Here is an 18,153-nt window from a genome sequence, read left to right on the forward strand (position 1 = left end):
CAACATGGGCTTTCTCTCCGGCAAAAAAATCCTCATTACCGGCCTCCTCTCAAACCGCTCTATCGCCTATGGCATTGCCAAGGCTTGCCACCGCGAAGGCGCTGAACTAGCGTTTACCTACGTGGGTGAACGCTTTAAGGACCGCATCGTTGATTTTGCAAAAGAATTCAATACCGACCTGATTTTTGACTGTGATGTGGGCAGCGATGAGCAAATTAGCGCCCTTTTCAAGGATTTGGCTAAATCCTGGCCTCAGTTTGACGGTTTTGTTCATGCCATTGGCTTTGCACCGCGCGAAGCTATTGCCGGTGATTTTTTAGAGGGCCTCTCTCGTGAAGGCTTCAAGATTGCTCATGACATTTCAGCATATAGCTTCCCAGCAATGGCAAAAGAGGCATTACCTATGTTGCGCGATAAATCCTCTTTACTCACCCTGACTTATTTGGGCTCGATGAAGAATGTTCCCAACTACAACACCATGGGTTTAGCTAAAGCTTCTCTTGAAGCTTCCGTGCGCTACCTCGCTGGCTCAGTTGGCCCTAAAGGTATTCGTGCCAACGGTATTTCTGCTGGTCCAATTAAAACTTTGGCAGCATCTGGCATTAAAGGCTTTGGCAAAATTTTGGAAGCGGTTGAACAAACTGCACCACTGCGTCGCAATGTCACCATTGATGATGTAGGCAACACTGCAGCATTCTTGTTGTCTGATTTAGCAAATGGCATTACTGCTGAAATCATTTATGTTGATAACGGCTTTAGCCAAGTAGTTGGCGGAATGGACGAAGTTTGAATGTTCCACTACGCGAGGCCCTGAAGTTTTGGGCCAAGCTGGGCTTCATTAGTTTTGGTGGGCCGGCAGGACAAATCGCCGTTCTACACCAAGAGTTAGTTGAAAAGCGTCGCTGGATTTCTGAGCGGCGCTTTTTACATGCGCTGAACTATTGCATGCTCCTTCCCGGGCCTGAGGCTCAACAGCTGGTGACCTATATAGGCTGGCTGATGCACCGCAGCTGGGGCGGCATTCTGGCGGGAACGCTCTTTGTGTTGCCTTCTTTATTCATATTGATTGGCCTATCCTGGGTGTATCTCACCTTTGGGCAGGTTCCTTGGATTGCGGCGATCTTTTTTGGCATCAAGCCCGCTGTCACTGCAATAGTCTTGCATGCTGCGGTACGTATTGGTAAACGCACCATTCATAACCAAGCGTTGCAATGGATTGCTTTAGGTTCTTTCTTAGCCATCTTCATTCTGAATCTTGCCTTTCCGATCATCGTGGCGATTGCTGCAGCGGTTGGATATTGGGGTGGCAAAAAATATCCAGAATCTTTTCAACAAAAAAATACGCACGGCAGCAAAGAGGCTAGTGGGTATGGCAGTGCGATTATTGATGATCACACCCCAACCCCTGAGCATGCGCAATTTAGTTATCAAAAAACAATTCGCCACTCTTTGATTGCTCTGGGTTGTTGGCTGCTACCTATAGGCGCTCTAGCCTTACTCTTCGGCTGGAAAACTTTATATCCGCAAATAGCCTGGTTCTTTACTAAAGCTGCCTTTCTGACGTTTGGTGGTGCATACGCAGTACTTCCCTACGTTTATCAAGGCGCCGTTGATCACTTCCATTGGCTCAGCGCTAACCAAATGATTGATGGTTTGGCGCTTGGTGAAACTACGCCGGGCCCACTCATCATGGTGGTCGCTTTTGTTGGTTACCTTGCTGGACATATTCAACACTTGATAGGCGCTAGCAATCCTTTTTGGTTTGGTGCGCTGGGTGCATGCGTTGCTACTTGGTTTACTTTCTTACCTTCCTTCTTTTTTATCCTGGTTGGTGGACCACTCATTGAATCAACTCACGGCAAGCTGGGCTTTACAGCTCCGCTGACCGCCATCACTGCAGCTGTTGTTGGTGTCATCGCTAATCTAGGTCTCTTTTTTGCTTATCACGTCTTTTTGCCAAGGGGCATTGGTGGCTCGATTTCTTGGATCTCGATCTTGATCTGCCTCTTGGCTGGATTAGCCTTATTTAAATTTCAAAAGGGTGTTCTCACCGTACTGGGCGGATCTGCCTTGGCTGGATTACTCTTTCATTACATCTCCATCTTGATGGGGTGAGTTTTCCCTAAGATTGGCATAATGGAAGTTATGCGAATCGAACCCCAAACTATCACCCACCTTCAAGAATGGCTCGGTAAAACGGAGTCATTACAAGACACAGTTACATCAGCGCCAGTGCGCGCCCTCTCGGCTACCTTGGATCGCGAAGATCCCGCGCCAAATAAAGGCACGTTTTTGCCTGAGCTGTGGCACTGGCTGTACTTCTTGCCTCATGCCCGCGAATCTGAAATCGGCCCAGATGGTCATCCAAAACGCGGCGGTTTTTTACCTCCCGTTCCATTGCCACGTCGCATGTGGGCAGGTAGTCGTATTGAATGGCTAAAACCATTAGCTGTTGGCGATGAAATTGAACGAGTTTCCACAATTGAGTCTGTCACTCATAAAGCAGGTCGCACTGGTGATTTGATTTTCGTTTTGGTTAACCACAAGATCTCCAATCAAAATGGCTTAGCAATCATAGAAGAACATGACATCGTATATCGCGATGCTCCTGGACCAGACGATAAGCCTGTAGCCCCTACTCCTGCACCAACAGATGCTAAATGGAGTAAAACAATTACGCCAGATGATGTATTGCTGTTTCGCTACTCAGCGTTGACATTTAATGGTCATCGCATTCACTACGATCGCAAATATGTCACTGAGGTTGAAGGCTATCCAGGTTTAATCGTGCACGGCCCTTTGATTGCAACCTTATTAGTTGATCTAGTGCGTCAAAGTATTCCAGGCTGCAAGCTCAAGACTTTTGAGTTCCGCGCCATTCGCCCGACTTTTGACATCAACATTTTTAAAGTGAATGCCAAGCCTGATTTGGAAAAAGATCCAAGCGGAAAAACGATTTCGATTTGGGCGCAAGATCATGAAGGTTGGCTCACGATGCAAGCCACTGCCGTACTAGCTTAATCAAACACTATTTATTTATGACCACTCAACACCTCTCCCGTGAGCTCGCCAGCTTTGCAGCCAATCTCAAGGCTGCAGACATCCCTAACGATGTCATGAACCGTGCCGAAGATTTATTGGTAGATTGGTTTGGCTCTGCCATTGCCGGCAAAGGCTCACGCCCGGTTGAGCTTATTACCCAATTTGCGCAGAACATGGGTGGGTTTGATACGGCACACGCTGGCCCATCTGAGATTTTGGTTTCACGCAAAACCTCCAGCCCCTTTTTAGCGGCAATGGCAAATGCGGCAGCATCCCATGTTGCAGAACAAGATGATGTGCACAATGGCTCAGTCTTTCATCCGGCGACGGTAGTATTTCCGCCGGTACTTGCTTGTGCACAAGCACTTGGTGCATCTGGCGAAGAATTATTGGTTGCTGCAGTAGCGGGCTATGAAGTTGGTATTCGCGTTGGTGAATTTCTAGGTCGCTCTCATTACAAAGTGTTTCACACCACTGGCACCGCTGGCACTCTAGCGGCGGCTGCAGCAGTTGGCAGACTTTTAAAACTTTCTCCGGAGCAAATGCTCAACGCCTTTGGTTCAGCGGGCACACAGTCAGCTGGTCTTTGGGAATTCCTACGCGATGCGGCCGACTCCAAACAACTACATACAGCACATGCAGCCTCTACCGGATTAATGTCAGCTTATATTGCGCAAGCTGGCTTTACGGGCGCTGAACATATCCTTGAGGGCAAGCAAGGACTCGCTGCTGGCATGTCCAGCGATAGCGATCCAAGTAAGCTCGTAGATCGTTTGGGCAGTCGCTGGGCTTTAGCAGAAACCAGTTTTAAGTACTACGCCTCATGCCGCCATACTCACCCTGCTGCAGATGCTTTATTGCAAGTGATGTTGGCTAATAAGTTATCCCCTAGCGATATCGCCAAGGTCGAGACTTTAGTTCATCAGGGCGCTATTGATGTTTTGGGACCAGTCACTGATCCGGCTACCGTGCATCAATCTAAGTTTTCTATGGGCACAGTCTTGGCTTTAGTTGCTCATTATCAATTTGCCGGCCTTCAAGAATTTGACAAACACTTTCATGATGATGAGATCTGCGCATTCCGCGAGCGCGTTACGATGACTCTAGATCCCGAAGTAGATGGTGCCTATCCACAACGCTGGATCGGTAAAGTCAAAGTGCATTTAAAGAATGGGCAAGTATTGGATGGTCGTGTAGACGAGCCTAAGGGCGATCCTGGCAATACCCTGTCTCGCGCAGAAATTACCGACAAAGCGATGCGTCTAGCTGCCTTCAGCGGTGGCGCCAGCCCTGCCGAGATGAATAAAGCAATTGATCTCTTGTGGAATATCCGCAAACAAGCCAAGATAGGCTTTCTACTTCCCTCGAATTAAGCACATACCAACCTATGAACCCACTTGATACACCTTTAGGATTTAGCACCAACTTTTTATTTGTTCCAGGCACTCGCCCTGAGCGTTTTGTAAAAGCACTTGATAGCGGTGCCAGTGGTGTTGTATTAGATCTTGAAGATGCTGTTGCTGAGGAAGATAAAGTAAGCGCGCGCGATGCCATTCGCGCTGCTTGGCCTAACTTTAGTGCCGAGCAAAAGAAACGTTTGGTGATTCGCACGAACTCACCAGGTAGCAAGTTTTATGCAGCCGATCTCATTCTTGCGCAAGAACTGCAAGTAGCATGCCTACTCATTCCTAAAAGCGAATCGCTCGATCAAATTAATGGCGCCGCTTTGATATTACCCAACACCGCCATCATTCCGATGATTGAGACTGCAGTCGGCCTGGATCAACTGAAAGAAATCGCTAACGCAAACCAAGTCATTCGTCTCGCCTTGGGTAACTTGGATTTACAGGCTGACCTTGGTATGGTTTGCGACCGTCAAGAAACCGAGCTGCAAACTGCTCGCTATCAAATTGTTTTAGCCTCTCGCCTGGCACAAATTGCCCCTCCAATTGATGGGGTTACGCCCTCTACCGATGATGTTGAGCGCATTGCAGAAGATGCAGAACGCGCAAAACGCATGGGGTTTGGCGGAAAACTCTGCATTCATCCTAAGCAGGTAGGCATCGTCATTGCTGCGTTTACACCCACAGAAGAAGAACTGGCATGGGCCCAGCGAGTGATTGATGCAGATAAAGCCTCTAAAGGCGGTGCCGTAAAGCTGGATGGTCGCATGATTGATAGGCCAGTAGTGTTATTAGCCCAGAGAACCCTAGCAATTACTGGTAAACACTAGGGTCTTTCAACACAAAAGCCCTTTATAAGTGGCAAAATTGACAAACATAACAACAACATGGAGATCAAAGTGAAAGTGAAGAAATTTTTATTTTCAGGAATTGCTGCAGCATTAACCGCTGGCGCATTTCTAAGTACTAGCGCTCTTGCGCAAAAAGATTGGCCTACTAAATCAATTCAGTTGGTCGTTCCATTTGCAGCTGGTGGCCCTACCGACTCTATCGCTCGTTTAATTGCAGTGCCAATGGGTCAAGCCCTTGGCCAAACTGTGGTTGTTGAGAACGTTCCAGGTGCTGGCGGCACAATCGCCTCTACCAAAGTGGCGCGTGCTGCACCAGACGGCTACACCATTTACATTCACCACATGGGCATGGCTACTGCTAACGCCTTGTATGACAAGCTCCCATACGATCCAATGACTAGCTTTGAATACGTTGGCCAAGTTGCTGACGTACCAATGGTGTTGTTGGGTAAAAAAGATTTGCCAGCAAATAACTTTAAAGAACTTGAGGCTTACATCCGCGCTAATGGTTCAAAAGTGACTATGGCAAATGCTGGTCCAGGTGCAGTGTCACAGTTATGCGGCCTGTTGTTCCAAAGCCGTTTGGGCGTAAAACTCACCAACATTCCTTACAAAGGAACCGGTCCTGCATTGACAGATCTTTTGGGTGGTCAGGTTGACCTCTTGTGCGACCAAACAACTCAGACTATTCCGTACATCAAGGATGGTCGTGTAAAGGCTTTCGGCACAACCACCATGAAGCGTTTGCCAGCGATTCCGAATGTTCCAACTTTGAACGAACAAGGCCTCAAAGGCTTCGAAGTTAAAGTTTGGCACGGTGTTTATGCGCCAAAAGGCACTCCACAGCCAATTCTGGATAAGATCAATGCTGCTTTGAAGAAAGCCTTGAATAATCCTGATGTGAAGAAGCGTTTAGAAGATGCCAATATTGACATCGTTCCAGCAGACAAGGTTTCTGCCAAAGGCTTGAAAGATCATCTTGAGAAAGAGATCAACGTTTGGGGTCCAGTGATTCGTAAAGCGAACATCCCAGACTAAGCATTAATAGCATCAAACAAAAAAGCCAGCGCAATGCTGGCTTTTTTGTTTCTTGATATTTTATTTCTTAATAAATACTCGGATGGTCTAGCGAGTCGCCAACCAATCTTAACCCGGTCTAAATAAGTATCCAGAGCGGGCCTTATCGCGGCGCCTTCTGTAGAGCATTCCAAAAAAGGCAATCAAAGCCCAAATCGCGAGGAACGGATCGAGCAAATAATCCCAAAGATTGCTAGATTCATGCCATTGAGCCGCCCAAGCAATGATGGCAATCGCAATAATCCAAACACCCTTAGTCCAATTGGTTAATGCACAAACTACTGCGAATACTAGAACCGCTATTAAGAATGCAATAGAGCCATATCCCCATGCGTAGGGATCAATCATTCCCAATCCCAGGGCAAATGGATAAAAGCAGAAGGCAACGATGGCAACAGCAAACTTAAACGCCATAGGTGTCGGCTTGCTTGAAGGCAACAAAGAACTCCACAGCAATAGAGTTAAGACAATACTAAGATCTCCAGTTACTCCACGTACATAAGCTACCAAGGGCAATTCCATGCCTAAACCTAGCGGCCAGAACAATACATTGCCGATTAACAGAACCAAGAAAAGCTTTACGGCGAATGGAAAAGGATTTGGGGAGAATTTTTGTAACACCCAAATACAAATAACCGCGGTCGTGATGGATAGCTCAATCAAAGACAAAACTTGCATTAATGAATTCATTGCTGAACCTCCGAACGCTGCGCTTCTGTCTCTTGTGCTTGAGCCTGCATCTTACTTAAGGCATGTTTTAGCCAAGCACCCGAAAAATAACGATGGCGAATTTTTTTACGATCCCAGGTGTATGCCAAATGGGCATCATCGCCATCAACGGTAATCATGTATGGATATGAAAACTCTTTCCGCTGTGCATCCGGCAAGGCTTCGTCATCCTCCAATACCTCAACGGTTTGCCATTGACCCGACTTGGGACTGCTCATCATTAAAACTAATCGATGGCGACCGTACTCAATATTATTTAAAGCCAAGATGCGAGTGCCGTTCTTAAGGGTTATGCCTGCCACTGCGGAATTAGGATTGGCAATTGCCAAGTCCTCAGCCTGTTGCCAGCTTTGGCCCGCATTTTGCGTACTACTAACCGGAATTTGCTTTGGCAATCCAGAGCTACGCGTTTGTCGGAAATAAGCGCTAGCATCTTGAGCGTCGCTCACAAACACCAGCGGCTGAATTGCACTACGGCCAGAGCTCATACGACGTTTATCGATTATGCGCCCGGCATCTACCCTCAAAAACTCACCGAAGCGCCCTACCCACTCATGATAGGCAGGCAAACCCAACAAGCCATCAGTGAATGAGACGCTCGGAGATTTCACGAGGGTACTTAAGTTCAATAACGGAGAAGCGATCAATCGCTGTGGATGACTCCACGTCAATCCCTCATCATCCGAAGTAATCGCAGAGATTGAGCTTCCCGCCCAACCACCAATAGAAACAGTCACAAAAAATAGTTGCAACCTTCCATCGGGCAATCTACTTGGTACAGGGTTACCTAACTTAGCGATATAGCGCGACAAACCTTTCTCGGCGCTAACTCGATCCATCACAACGGTAGGTGCGCTCCAGTTAGCGGAATGCGAATCGTATACCGAGCTATAGATCGAAACATCCGCAGCACCCTCACGACTGCCTGCGAACCAGAATGCTCGAACTGCGCCATCTTTTAAAGCAATTAATGAAGCCGCGTGAACCGATGGAGCTCCGGTATCGGGCAACCAATTCGCCTGTGCTGCTGGTGCAATAGCCTTGGACGGGGCCTTGGTCTTGGCTGTTGTAGTTACAGTCTCATCTGCCACCTCCTCCGTTTGAGGAAAAGCGGACACTACAAATGGCGCCCAAACAGGACGACTATCGATATGTAGAAAGCCCAATACAGCAGCAAGCAATAAAAAACAGAGGGCAACAATACGGCTCATCTACAAACATCCTTCAGGTTTGATAAATCTGGCATAGCAGCTGGAGTAGCAATCAAATACTCATTTATAAATAAGTGTTTGCCAATTTGTCCCGCCAACATCTCCGCAATTTCTTCATTAGAGTGGCGTGCCCGCATCTCCATTCTTTGTCCAACAATCTGACAAGATTCACATAAGGTAGGCGCAACACCAAGAGGCGAATGCACCGCTACCAGAGGATAGCTAGCAGTCAGTCCGTTGATATCAGCAGCGTCTTTGGCTAAGTAACCATGCAACTTTGCGCCTGGTAAGAGCAGGCGATACTCCTCATCTTTAGCGCGGTAGTCGCAAGGAATCCAAACGTCCTTACCTTGTGTCTGGGTAATAGTCTCGGTGGAATAGCGCCCCAAACGCCCTTCTAAGGGCGCTAGACTGCTCGTCAAAGCGCAATAAACCAGAAAGCAAGCCGCTAATGCTAGTACTTTGGTTTGGCTGCGCCTAAACAAACCAATCAAGACGACTAGTAAACTCGCTGCCATCAAAATCCAGTGGCAATAGGAATAAGACCACTGACCAGCATCACCCATGAACTGGGAAAACTGCAGATTTCCGCCAATCCATATCAATAGTGATATGACCAGCAACTGCAGTAGCAAGGCAATTCGGAATCCCCATAAAGGTAACCTATCCCAATACAAAGCAATCAATGCGGCAAATGCCGGCATCACTGGGAGTAAGTAGCGCCCCGAGCGCTGACTGGGCAAACTAAACACAATGAAGAATGCTGCGATTAATAGCAATAACAACACTTCTTCTAGAGTCAGAAAACGACGTGCACGCCAGCATTGCATCAAAGCGGATATCAGCACAAAACTAAATAAGCCAGCATTTGCAATGGTGGTCAGTAACAGCAACCAAATACTGTCGCCACCACGAAGTAAATCCATGAAGTAACTAGATTGGCGCGCAGCAAACTTGCCAGCATTCTCACCAAGGACAAACTCCCTCCAAACTGCCTCAGGATATGGGTCCATGGCAAACCATAAGGCAAATACGCCCAAGGCAAGGACGGCAATGAGGAATAACTTATAGAGATCCCGTAACAAAACTTGCGGAATACTCCACTGCCGCCAGCGCCAGTAGTAAAGACCTAAGGCAAAAGAAGCTGGCACGATATATGCAAAGGATTTTGCAAACAATGCAAAGCCAAAACATATTCCCGCCATCAAAGGGAAAAAGAATTTGGATTCAAAAGCGCCCTTACCCCAATATAAGATTGCAAAAAATGGTAACGATATCCAGAAGACCTCGGGAGGGTCAGCCAAGAATGGGCGACCATAGCGATAAGTTGCAAAAAAAGATAGCCAGACTACCGCGGCCAATAATCCTGTTTGTGTTTTACCGCTAAACCGACGTACTGCCAAAAATAAGAAGAAAGCAGTTAAGCTGGTATATAAAACACTAGGCCAGCGCAGATTAGCCAAAGTCCAATCGGATGCCCAATAGGTGCTAGCGATACCCTGCCAAAAAATAAGCGGAGGCTTGGTGTTTTTGATGCCATCCATTTCAGACTGCAAAGGCAACCACTGCCCTGCATCTGCCGTCATCCGCACAATGTGCATATAAGGATACTCATCACCGTTTTTAGGGGCAAAACGACTATCTAGGCCGTAAAGATAGGTAAATACACCTAAAAGTAGGATTAATACGGCAGAACGGTAAGAAAATGAGCCACGCATAGCTATAGTTTATAGGGCTTGCAGGAAAGCCCTATAAAACTGCTAATGCCTGTATTTTTGAATGAGCTTATGAAAAACGAATCTGATGTGAATATCAGTTTTTAAGAGTTTCTTGATTAAGATACCTACAAACGAATTTACAACTTATTACTTAGAAATAATCCGAACGGAGAACCGCCATATGCGAGCAAGGTATTTAAAACCCGCAATCCTAGCATCTATTTATATTGGTATTAGCCAGTGGAGTGGCGCTGCCCTCGCGCAGAATGCCGATGCCAGCAATCTATATAAACGTGGCCTTGCAGCCACCTGCGCCAATTGTCATGGAACCGATGGCAAGGGTGTAGTTGATGGCGGTATGCCATTGATAAACAACCTCACCAGCGAACAAATTCTGACTCAAATGAAAGCATTTAAGTCTGGCGCACGTGAAGGCACCATCATGCCGCAGTTAGCTAAAGGCTATACCGACGAGCAACTCGAAACCATCGCCAATCAACTTGGCAAGAAATAATAAGGAAGCCCATCATGGATCGCAGACACTTTATTGGCCAAGGCGCAGCAGCAATTGGCTTATTGGCTGGCTTCTCTGGACAAGCACGTGCTAATTTACAAAAAGCAGAAATTCTGGTGATTGGTGGCGGATATGGCGGCGCTACTGCCGCTAAATATCTTCGCTTGTTTTCCAACAACACAGCCAAGGTCACATTGATTGAGCCTAACACCTCTTTCATTTCTTGCCCAATGTCTAACCTAGTGATTGGTGGTTCACGCACTCTGGCTGAAATCACTTCACCATATGACACACTCAGTAAACGTCATGGCATTAAGATTATTCAAGATAGCGTGAGCAGTATTGACCCAGACAAGAAAATCGTAAAACTAGCCTCTGGGAAAACTTTGCGTTATGACAAAGCGGTTGTATCTCCAGGTGTATCACTTAACTTCAAAAGTATTGAAGGTCTTGCACAAGCTAATAAAGATGGCGTTACTCTGCAAGCCTGGAAGGCTGGACCAGAAACAGTTGCACTACATAAGCAAATTGCAGCAATGCGTGAAGGTGGCACCTTTGCGATCAGCATTCCAGAAGCCCCGTATCGCTGCCCTCCTGGACCATACGAGCGTGCTTGCCAGGTAGCTAACTATCTGAAACAAAACAACCCGCGTGGCAAGGTACTGATCTTGGATGCAAACCAAGACGTCACCTCTAAGGGCGCCTTGTTCAAAAAAGTTTGGGCTGAGCAGTACGCTGGAATCATTGAGTACCGACCTAAGAGTAATGTGGTTGGCGTAGATGCCAAAACCAGAACACTTAAACTCGAAGTTGAGGATGATGTGAAGGCAGATGTACTCAATGTCTTGCCACAAATGGCCGCTGGTGAAATTGCTATCAAGACTGGCTTAGCAAATTCCAATGGTCGTTGGGCGAATGTGAACTTCCTCAATTTTGAATCCACTGCACGTAAAGACATTCACGTCTTAGGCGATGCGATTCAGATTGCGCCAGCAATGCCGAAGTCTGGACATATGGCCAACCAACATGCCAAAGTAGCTGCTGCAGCTATCGTCGCAGAACTCAGCGGTTGGGAAGTTAACCCAGCGCCGGTATTAACAAACACTTGCTATAGCTTTGTTAATTCCAAGGAAGTTGTCCACGTTGCTAGCGTCCACCAATACAACGCGGCAGAAAAGACTTTCAAAACGGTTCCTGGATCTGGCGGTCTATCCCCTGCTCCATCCACCCTTGAGGGAGTCTATGCTTGGGGCTGGGCTCACAATATCTGGGCAGATAGCTTGGGTTAAGAAGCTAAGGCCTTCGCTGCTAATAAAAAAGAGACCTTCGGGTCTCTTTTTTATTTCATAGGTCAATTATGACTTTTGCCTGCGGCGTCTGCGCCGACTTATCACCAAGAAGCTAATGGCAATGATTGGGGCAGCAATTGCAGCAATAATCTCAGGATGAATAGCCAATCCAGCTTCTTTTCCACCCTTCATGATGTAAACCAATAAGCCTACGGCATAGTAAGTTAACACCAGCACCGACAAACTTTCTACTGTTTCTTGAAGTCTGAGTTGCAGTCTTGCGCGCTGATCCATACTGGCTAATAACTTTTGCGTTTGCTGCTCATTTACAAACTCAATACGGGTTCTCAGAGTTTGCGTTGTTCTTGAAATACGATCAGACAATTCGCGCAAGCGTCGTTGAGTCCAGATACAAGTACCCATGGCTGGCTGAAAACGTCGATCCATAAACTCTGACAACGTTTGCACCCCCGGAATAGAGGTTTCGTTTAGTTCCAGTAAATTTTTGGATAGTAGCTGACTATAAGCCTCGGCCGCAGTAAAGCGTAGCCCGTATCCAGAGATCCATTGCTCAATACGGGAAGCTAAACGAGAAAGTTCCTCTAGAAATAAGCCATCTTTTTCAGTATTTACACCCGACTCTGCTTGCAGTTTAGATATTTTTTCAGATACTGCAGCCAACTCTGACTCCGCCTCTCTCAAAGGCAGTGACAGGCTTTTGGCTACTGGAAACGAGACCATAGCAACCATGCGGTAAGTTTCAGCCTCTGCTAAACCCCTAGCTATTCGGCCCAGTTGTCTAGAGCCCAATACATCATGAGGGATAAAGAAAGAAATGAAGCCATCTTCATCAAGCTGCAAGTCAGTCCATAGCTGCGCTTTCTTACTTGAGAGAATAAAGCTGCCAAGTACAGTGTTGCCACTAAAAATTTCAGATACTTCTAGCGCCTCAGTAAACAGAGGGCGATGTTCGAACACTACATCCAAGGCAGAAATTCTTTGTCCACCAGCCTCAGAAATGGTTGGGCAACCCAATCCCTTAAAAAGCAAATCCAAATCACGCTCAATTTCCAACCTCGACTTGAGCAATGGTTCTTTAACCTTAGTCTTATTGTGAACAATAACTGCAATGGTTGCAAATTCACCATGCAACTCCCATTTCACTAAAACTCTCTCTGGTTCTGGCGCTAAATGCAGCGTCATAAATGAGTGATCATCTCTACTAGGAGTGCAACCTAAAGCAAGGCTTAGCTTTTGTACCCAAGCTATCTGCTGTTGGCGAGAGGCTGCATCCAGCAAGAAGGATTGTGAAATCACCCTCTCGTTTGGCCACAATGGAATAGGAGGTCTAGCATGCACCTCTTCATGCAACAACGCTCTAGATGGGTGATCGTATGGTCTCATAGCTTATGTAATTTTTTATTTCTTTAGATCATATACCTAAGCTATATCAAACATACCTTTGCGTCTATATGGGCTGGCTACTGCTAACAAAATCCTCATATCCATAGGGGTGCTCACCTCTATTCAAGCAATTGCGTACGTAATCGATGCTAGTTCGCAAGGTGTAGTAATCACTCGACAGCCGCCTAGAGACTGTGATTCTGAGCGCTTGATACTCCAGTAGATTTAACCTCTTCAGATACTCTTCGCGCTGCTCATCGTTAAAGCCATTCAGCAACTCTTGCTCCAAGGCTTTCAGCGAGCCGTATAAGCGATTAATCTTATTTTGCATTCGCTTAGCGCGGTAGCCAGGAAGAGCTTGTAAAAGTGGATAGCCCAAAACGCAGAATGGCAGTAATACAAACACGAGACGGTTAATAAGCTCAGCAATCCAAAATGGAAAATAAGCACTCAATAAGGGATAGTTATTATTTTCGTAATGCACTGCGACAGGACTTTCAGGCAACATTGAATCTTTGAACGATGGAAACTCACCACGTTCAGAGAAGAAAGACTCTCTTCCGTTAATCTCTCTAGCAGCCTCTAAAAATAAAAATTGAATTGCTGGATGCATACGATCATCAATCAAAAGATTGGTTGTTGTAGCCAACAGCTTCATATCAGACGGAGGGAAATTGCGCGCTAAATTAAAAGAACCCTGCGGGACATTCAATATATGAAGATGTGGGATAACTTTGACATAGGCCTCAGCACGCTTAAAGGTGATTAAATGCAAACTAGGATCATTGAGTAATTCCTGAACATTGGGGGCCTCAAAGGAGTCAACGATGAAAGCGCCATCAATTTTTCCTGCTTTTAAAGCCTTGACGGCCTCCTCACCAGGCAAATAAACAAACTGTGGAAGATGTTCAAATCCTGAAACATCAAGGATCTTGGATGCTTGGGCATAAGTCCCACCACCTTTAACGCCAATAGATATTGTTTTTGAGGAGAAGTACTTGAAATGTCCAGTATGTGCCTCGAGGTCACCATTCTTAATTTCTGAACCGCGATAAAAAAACCATATTGGATCGTAAGCAATCGCTCCCAGGGATTCAATGCCTTTAACATCCTTTGCATGCGCTACACCTGCCTGCACAAAGCCGGCCTGAACGGGATCATTGCGGTCGGCCAAGCGATCAATATTTTCCTGTGCACCTAAGGTGGGCACTAGCTCAATAGTAATCCCCTTCTTTGCGAAAAAGTCAGCGTACTTTTTCCCCAATACTTCATAAGATCCGCCCGGAGCTCCGGTCGCCATGAGCACATGTCTTGGAGGCGGAGGATCCGCGTACCACCAAACACCCATCAAAATTATGAGCAGAAGGGTTAGTAAGGGCCAAGTCTCTTTTAGAAATTGGGTGAAGTCACTCCAGTTTTCCTGAAGGCTTTCAGAAAGACCTAAGTAGGTATCTTTTATGTCTTGTTTAAAACTTCCCATGAGCTAGCAATCTGCAAAATTCGTTAAAGCTAATGATAATGTCCTTATACAGATTCTTTCAATTTGCTTTTGGACACCCTAAAACCATGATAAATCTCAGAAAATCCCAAGATCGTGGCTATGCCGACCATGGCTGGCTAAAAAGCTTTCACTCCTTTTCCTTCGCTGGCTACCATGACCCTCAATTTATGGGCTGGGGGAACTTGCGTGTGATCAATGAGGATCGTGTTGCAGCCGGAATGGGCTTTGGTAAACACGGCCATCGCAATATGGAAATTATTAGCTATGTTCTCTCGGGTGAATTAGCCCATCAAGACAGCATGGGAAACATTGAGTCCATACCCCCAGGGGATGTACAGCGCATGAGTGCTGGTAGCGGTGTGACCCATAGCGAGTTCAATCACGACAAAGACCAAACCACCCACTTTCTACAAATCTGGATAGAACCCAACGTTTCTGAGATTGATCCTAGCTATGAACAAAAAACGATTCCAGCAATTGAAAAAGATGGCAAGCTACGCATCGTCGCCTCCCCTACCGGAAATGATGGCGCTGTGAAAATTCATGCAGATGCCACGATTTATGCCGGACTTTTCAACGGCCCTCAATCAACAACACTCGAACTAGACCCCAAGAGAAAATCTTACGCTCATCTCATCCGTGGAATGCTTACCATTAACGGCCAAAAATTGGTCGGTGGCGATGCTCTGTTTATTGAAGATGAATCTTCCCTAGTGATCAGCGATGGTGTTGATGCAGAAGTGCTGATATTTGACTTGAGTCATTAAATATTTGAGCCTCTAGATATACGATCAGCTCAATACCTAGAAAATCAAAAGATCATGATTGAAACCTCTGGAAAGAAACTGGCCGGCCCGATTATTCGTCTACACCCCAATGACAATATTGTGGTTGCACGAGTAGATGTTGCTATTGGCGCTGAAGTACCGAGTGAGCATTTCACAAGCCGTAGCCAAGTTCCTGCTGGTTACAAAATCGCGTCTAAGAAAATACTCAAGGGCGAGCCTATCCTGAAGTACAACGTCACCGTAGGATTTGCTAATACCGATATTGAAGCTGGCACGATGGTCCATAGCCACAATACTGAGTTTCGTGAGTTTGATCGTGACTATGCTTACGCAAGCGAATATAAGCCTACGTCCTTATTGCCAGAATCTGAACGCGCTACTTTTCAGGGCTATGTCAGACCCAGTGGCAAAGTGGGAACGCGTAATTTCATCGGCATCCTTTCTACGGTAAATTGCTCTGCAACTGTTGTTAATAAGATTGCAGATTGGTTTACGCCGGAGCGACTCAAAGATTTTCCTAACGTAGATGGCGTAGTGGCATTTAGTCATGACATTGGCTGTGGCATGGAGATGAGCGGTGAACCCATGGAGTTACTGCGTCGCACGATGGCTGGTTACGCGCGGCACCCTAACCTAGCGGCTGCACTGATTGTCGGTCTTGGTTGTGAGCGCAATCAACTGAAGGGCTTGATGGAGCAAGAGGACCTCACGGCGAATACCAACTTGCACACTTTCATCATGCAAGAAACAGGTGGCACTCGCAAAACGATTGAAGCCGGCATTGAAGCAGTCAAAGCATTATTACCAGAAGCAAATAAAGCTACGCGTGAAACTGTTTCAGTAAGTCATTTATGTGTTGGTCTGCAATGCGGTGGATCGGATGGCTTCTCCTCCATCACGGCCAATCCAGCCCTGGGTGCAGCAATTGACATCTTGTCTCGTCACGGTGGAACAGGCATTCTGTCTGAGACACCAGAGATTTATGGTGTAGAACACACCCTCACCCGTCGTGCAGTAAGTAAAGCGGTAGGCGAAAAACTTATTCGACGCATTCGCTGGTGGAAAGATGAATACTCCGTTGGTAGAGATGTGCAAATTAATGGGCAAGTAAGCCCCGGCAACCAAATTGGTGGTCTAGCAAATATCTTTGAAAAATCACTAGGCTCCTCCATGAAAGGTGGAACAGGTCCACTGATGGAAGTCTATAAGTACGCTGAGCCAGTCACAGCTAAAGGTTTTGTATTTATGGACACCCCCGGATTTGATCCAGTCTCTGCCACCGGACAAATAGCCGGAGGCGCTAACCTCATAGCCTTCACTACGGGCCGAGGTTCTATGTTTGGCTCCAAGCCTGCCCCCTGCATCAAATTGGCTACAAATACCCCCATGTACCAGCGCCTTACCGAAGATATGGATATCAACTGTGGGGAGATTTTAGATGGCACCATCTCTGTCCAGGAGATGGGGCAACAGATATTTGAGTTATTTCTCAGGACTGCCTCTGGTGAGGCCTCCAAGAGTGAGCTACTCGGTTTAGGCGACTATGAATTTGTCCCCTGGCAAATTGGGGTAATGAGCTAAGAGAACTGTAGAATTAATCCTATTAGCTCAACCCAGACAGAAACGATACTGAAACAGGCTTATGAAATTTAAGGATTACTACGAAACTCTCGGCGTTGCTCGCGGCGCTACCGAAGCTGAAATCAAATCAGCCTATCGCAAGCTAGCACGCAAATACCACCCGGACGTCAACAAAGAAGCTGGCGCTGAAGAACAGTTCAAGCAAATCGGTGAAGCCTATGCCGTTTTAAAAGACACTGAAAAGCGTGCAGCCTATGATCGCTTTGGCGAAAACTGGAAGAACGGTCAAGACTTCACCCCTCCCCCTAATTGGAATGAAGGCTTTGAATATTCTGATGCTGGCTTTGGTGGCGGTCATCCAGGTTATGGCGGCGGCTTTGAGGGTGATCAAAGCGAATTTTTTGAATCTCTCTTTGGTAGAGGCAAACATCGTCAAGGTGGACGCGGCGGCAATAGTCGTCAGGGAATGAACTTCAAAGGCCAAGATCACCACGCCAAAATCTTGATTGATCTCGCAGATGCTTACAACGGCGCTAAGCGTACGATTGCCTTGCACATGCCTACACAAGATGCGAGCGGTCATGTCAGCACACAAGAGCGCAAGTTAGACGTCAGTATCCCCAAAGGCATTAAAGCCGGGCAAAACTTGCGCCTTTCTGGCCAAGGTGGCCCTGGTATGGGCGAAGGCCCTGCCGGTGATCTCTATTTAGAAATCGACTTTCATCCAAACCCCATCTATCGCGTAGATGGTAAGGATGTATTTATTGACATTCCTTTGGCACCATGGGAAGCAGCTTTAGGCACGACTGTCAATGTACCTTCTCCAGCTGGCAGCACTCTGGAATTAAAAATCCCAGCAGGAACATTAGCAGGTCGCAAGATGCGCCTCAAAGGTAAAGGCATCCCCAGTTCAGAACCGGGTGATTTATACGTTGTCCCTACGATTGCCCTACCACCAGCACAAACTGATGCTCAAAAAGAAGCCTATCAAAACTTTGAGAAGGCTTTTGATTTCAACCCTAGATCTCACTTGAAGGGATGATAG

General features: G+C 46.7%; 16 protein-coding genes. 11 read left to right on the forward strand and 5 right to left on the reverse strand.

From position 1 onward, the window contains the following. Nucleotides 1-4 precede the first annotated feature (4 nt). Genes fabI through ICN10_RS00650 form a run of 6 tightly spaced genes read left to right on the forward strand, consistent with a single transcriptional unit; the run spans nt 5 to nt 6,334 of the window. Entirely contained in the window at nt 5-790 is a 786-nt protein-coding gene (fabI, locus tag ICN10_RS00625; protein ID WP_216211293.1) for an enoyl-ACP reductase FabI, read from the forward strand. Further along, nucleotides 787-2,115 carry a chromate efflux transporter gene (gene chrA / locus ICN10_RS00630; RefSeq protein ID WP_216211298.1) on the forward strand — a complete coding sequence of 443 codons (1,329 nt, stop codon included), beginning with the start codon at nt 787-789 and terminating at the stop codon, nt 2,113-2,115. The genes fabI and chrA overlap by 4 nt, the downstream gene beginning before the upstream one ends. Before the next feature lie 21 nt (nt 2,116-2,136). Then, on the forward strand, nt 2,137-3,021 hold the full coding sequence (locus ICN10_RS00635; RefSeq protein WP_216211301.1) for a MaoC family dehydratase N-terminal domain-containing protein: 885 nt from the start codon (nt 2,137-2,139) through the stop codon (nt 3,019-3,021). 17 nt (nt 3,022-3,038) lie between these two features. Further along, nucleotides 3,039-4,415 (forward strand): MmgE/PrpD family protein, encoded by a 1,377-nt coding sequence (locus tag ICN10_RS00640; protein WP_216211305.1) that lies wholly within the window; start codon nt 3,039-3,041, stop codon nt 4,413-4,415. 14 nt (nt 4,416-4,429) lie between these two features. After that, complete coding sequence (locus ICN10_RS00645; protein WP_216211308.1) at nt 4,430-5,275, forward strand: CoA ester lyase; 846 nt, start codon at nt 4,430-4,432, stop codon at nt 5,273-5,275. A gap of 57 nt (nt 5,276-5,332) precedes the next feature. After that, on the forward strand, nt 5,333-6,334 hold the full coding sequence (locus tag ICN10_RS00650) for a tripartite tricarboxylate transporter substrate binding protein (RefSeq protein WP_216211311.1): 1,002 nt from the start codon (nt 5,333-5,335) through the stop codon (nt 6,332-6,334). 108 nt (nt 6,335-6,442) lie between these two features. Here the strand turns inward: ICN10_RS00650 and ICN10_RS00655 are convergent, their stop codons facing one another. From ICN10_RS00655 to ICN10_RS00665, 3 genes are read right to left on the reverse strand one after another with little or no spacing between them, the layout of a single operon-like run. Further along, nucleotides 6,443-7,063 carry a hypothetical protein gene (locus ICN10_RS00655; protein ID WP_216211313.1) on the reverse strand — a complete coding sequence of 207 codons (621 nt, stop codon included), beginning with the start codon at nt 7,061-7,063 and terminating at the stop codon, nt 6,443-6,445. Beyond that, on the reverse strand, nt 7,060-8,313 hold the full coding sequence (locus ICN10_RS00660; protein WP_216211316.1) for an exo-alpha-sialidase: 1,254 nt from the start codon (nt 8,311-8,313) through the stop codon (nt 7,060-7,062). Before ICN10_RS00660 ends, ICN10_RS00655 begins: the two co-directional genes overlap by 4 nt. After that, entirely contained in the window at nt 8,310-10,031 is a 1,722-nt protein-coding gene (locus ICN10_RS00665) for a glycosyltransferase family 39 protein (RefSeq protein ID WP_216211319.1), read from the reverse strand. The genes ICN10_RS00660 and ICN10_RS00665 overlap by 4 nt, the downstream gene beginning before the upstream one ends. 181 nt (nt 10,032-10,212) lie before the next feature. On the opposite strand from ICN10_RS00665, the gene ICN10_RS00670 reads away from it, so the two are divergent. Both ICN10_RS00670 and ICN10_RS00675 read left to right on the forward strand, forming a co-directional pair. Further along, a complete protein-coding gene (locus tag ICN10_RS00670) occupies nt 10,213-10,545 on the forward strand; it encodes a c-type cytochrome (RefSeq protein WP_216211323.1) in 333 nt (110 codons plus the stop codon). A gap of 14 nt (nt 10,546-10,559) precedes the next feature. Next, nucleotides 10,560-11,834, forward strand: coding sequence for an NAD(P)/FAD-dependent oxidoreductase (locus tag ICN10_RS00675; RefSeq protein ID WP_216211328.1), 1,275 nt, complete (start codon nt 10,560-10,562; stop codon nt 11,832-11,834). 66 nt (nt 11,835-11,900) lie between these two features. On the opposite strand, the gene ICN10_RS00680 is transcribed toward ICN10_RS00675, so the two are convergent. Beyond that, entirely contained in the window at nt 11,901-13,238 is a 1,338-nt protein-coding gene (locus ICN10_RS00680) for a DUF3422 domain-containing protein (protein WP_216211331.1), read from the reverse strand. Nucleotides 13,239-13,302: 64 nt separating this feature from the next. Continuing rightward, nucleotides 13,303-14,718: a TAXI family TRAP transporter solute-binding subunit gene (locus ICN10_RS00685; RefSeq protein ID WP_216211334.1), complete on the reverse strand. Its 1,416-nt coding sequence runs from the start codon at nt 14,716-14,718 to the stop codon at nt 13,303-13,305. Nucleotides 14,719-14,804: 86 nt separating this feature from the next. On the opposite strand from ICN10_RS00685, the gene ICN10_RS00690 reads away from it, so the two are divergent. The 3 genes from ICN10_RS00690 (at nt 14,805) to ICN10_RS00700 (ending at nt 18,150) form a co-directional block, all read left to right on the forward strand. Continuing rightward, a complete protein-coding gene (locus ICN10_RS00690) occupies nt 14,805-15,506 on the forward strand; it encodes a pirin family protein (protein ID WP_216211337.1) in 702 nt (233 codons plus the stop codon). A gap of 54 nt (nt 15,507-15,560) precedes the next feature. After that, nucleotides 15,561-17,108 (forward strand): UxaA family hydrolase, encoded by a 1,548-nt coding sequence (locus tag ICN10_RS00695; RefSeq protein ID WP_216211338.1) that lies wholly within the window; start codon nt 15,561-15,563, stop codon nt 17,106-17,108. 61 nt (nt 17,109-17,169) lie between these two features. Beyond that, on the forward strand, nt 17,170-18,150 hold the full coding sequence (locus ICN10_RS00700; RefSeq protein ID WP_216211340.1) for a DnaJ C-terminal domain-containing protein: 981 nt from the start codon (nt 17,170-17,172) through the stop codon (nt 18,148-18,150). Nucleotides 18,151-18,153 lie beyond the last annotated feature (3 nt).

The organism is Polynucleobacter sp. 86C-FISCH (genome assembly GCF_018882415.1).
Taxonomy (GTDB): Bacteria; Pseudomonadota; Gammaproteobacteria; order Burkholderiales; family Burkholderiaceae; genus Polynucleobacter.

Coding starts and splice junctions, on each gene's coding strand:
- ICN10_RS00695 (WP_216211338.1), top strand. CDS start 15,561: ATGATTGAAACCTCTGGAAAGAAACTGGCCGGCCCGATTATTCGTCTA.
- ICN10_RS00640 (WP_216211305.1), top strand. CDS start 3,039: ATGACCACTCAACACCTCTCCCGTGAGCTCGCCAGCTTTGCAGCCAAT.
- ICN10_RS00700 (WP_216211340.1), top strand. CDS start 17,170: ATGAAATTTAAGGATTACTACGAAACTCTCGGCGTTGCTCGCGGCGCT.
- ICN10_RS00670 (WP_216211323.1), top strand. CDS start 10,213: ATGCGAGCAAGGTATTTAAAACCCGCAATCCTAGCATCTATTTATATT.
- ICN10_RS00690 (WP_216211337.1), top strand. CDS start 14,805: ATGATAAATCTCAGAAAATCCCAAGATCGTGGCTATGCCGACCATGGC.
- ICN10_RS00660 (WP_216211316.1), bottom strand. CDS start 8,313: ATGAGCCGTATTGTTGCCCTCTGTTTTTTATTGCTTGCTGCTGTATTG.
- ICN10_RS00685 (WP_216211334.1), bottom strand. CDS start 14,718: ATGGGAAGTTTTAAACAAGACATAAAAGATACCTACTTAGGTCTTTCT.
- ICN10_RS00635 (WP_216211301.1), top strand. CDS start 2,137: ATGGAAGTTATGCGAATCGAACCCCAAACTATCACCCACCTTCAAGAA.
- ICN10_RS00650 (WP_216211311.1), top strand. CDS start 5,333: ATGGAGATCAAAGTGAAAGTGAAGAAATTTTTATTTTCAGGAATTGCT.
- ICN10_RS00655 (WP_216211313.1), bottom strand. CDS start 7,063: ATGAATTCATTAATGCAAGTTTTGTCTTTGATTGAGCTATCCATCACG.
- fabI (WP_216211293.1), top strand. CDS start 5: ATGGGCTTTCTCTCCGGCAAAAAAATCCTCATTACCGGCCTCCTCTCA.
- ICN10_RS00680 (WP_216211331.1), bottom strand. CDS start 13,238: ATGAGACCATACGATCACCCATCTAGAGCGTTGTTGCATGAAGAGGTG.
- ICN10_RS00665 (WP_216211319.1), bottom strand. CDS start 10,031: ATGCGTGGCTCATTTTCTTACCGTTCTGCCGTATTAATCCTACTTTTA.
- ICN10_RS00645 (WP_216211308.1), top strand. CDS start 4,430: ATGAACCCACTTGATACACCTTTAGGATTTAGCACCAACTTTTTATTT.
- ICN10_RS00675 (WP_216211328.1), top strand. CDS start 10,560: ATGGATCGCAGACACTTTATTGGCCAAGGCGCAGCAGCAATTGGCTTA.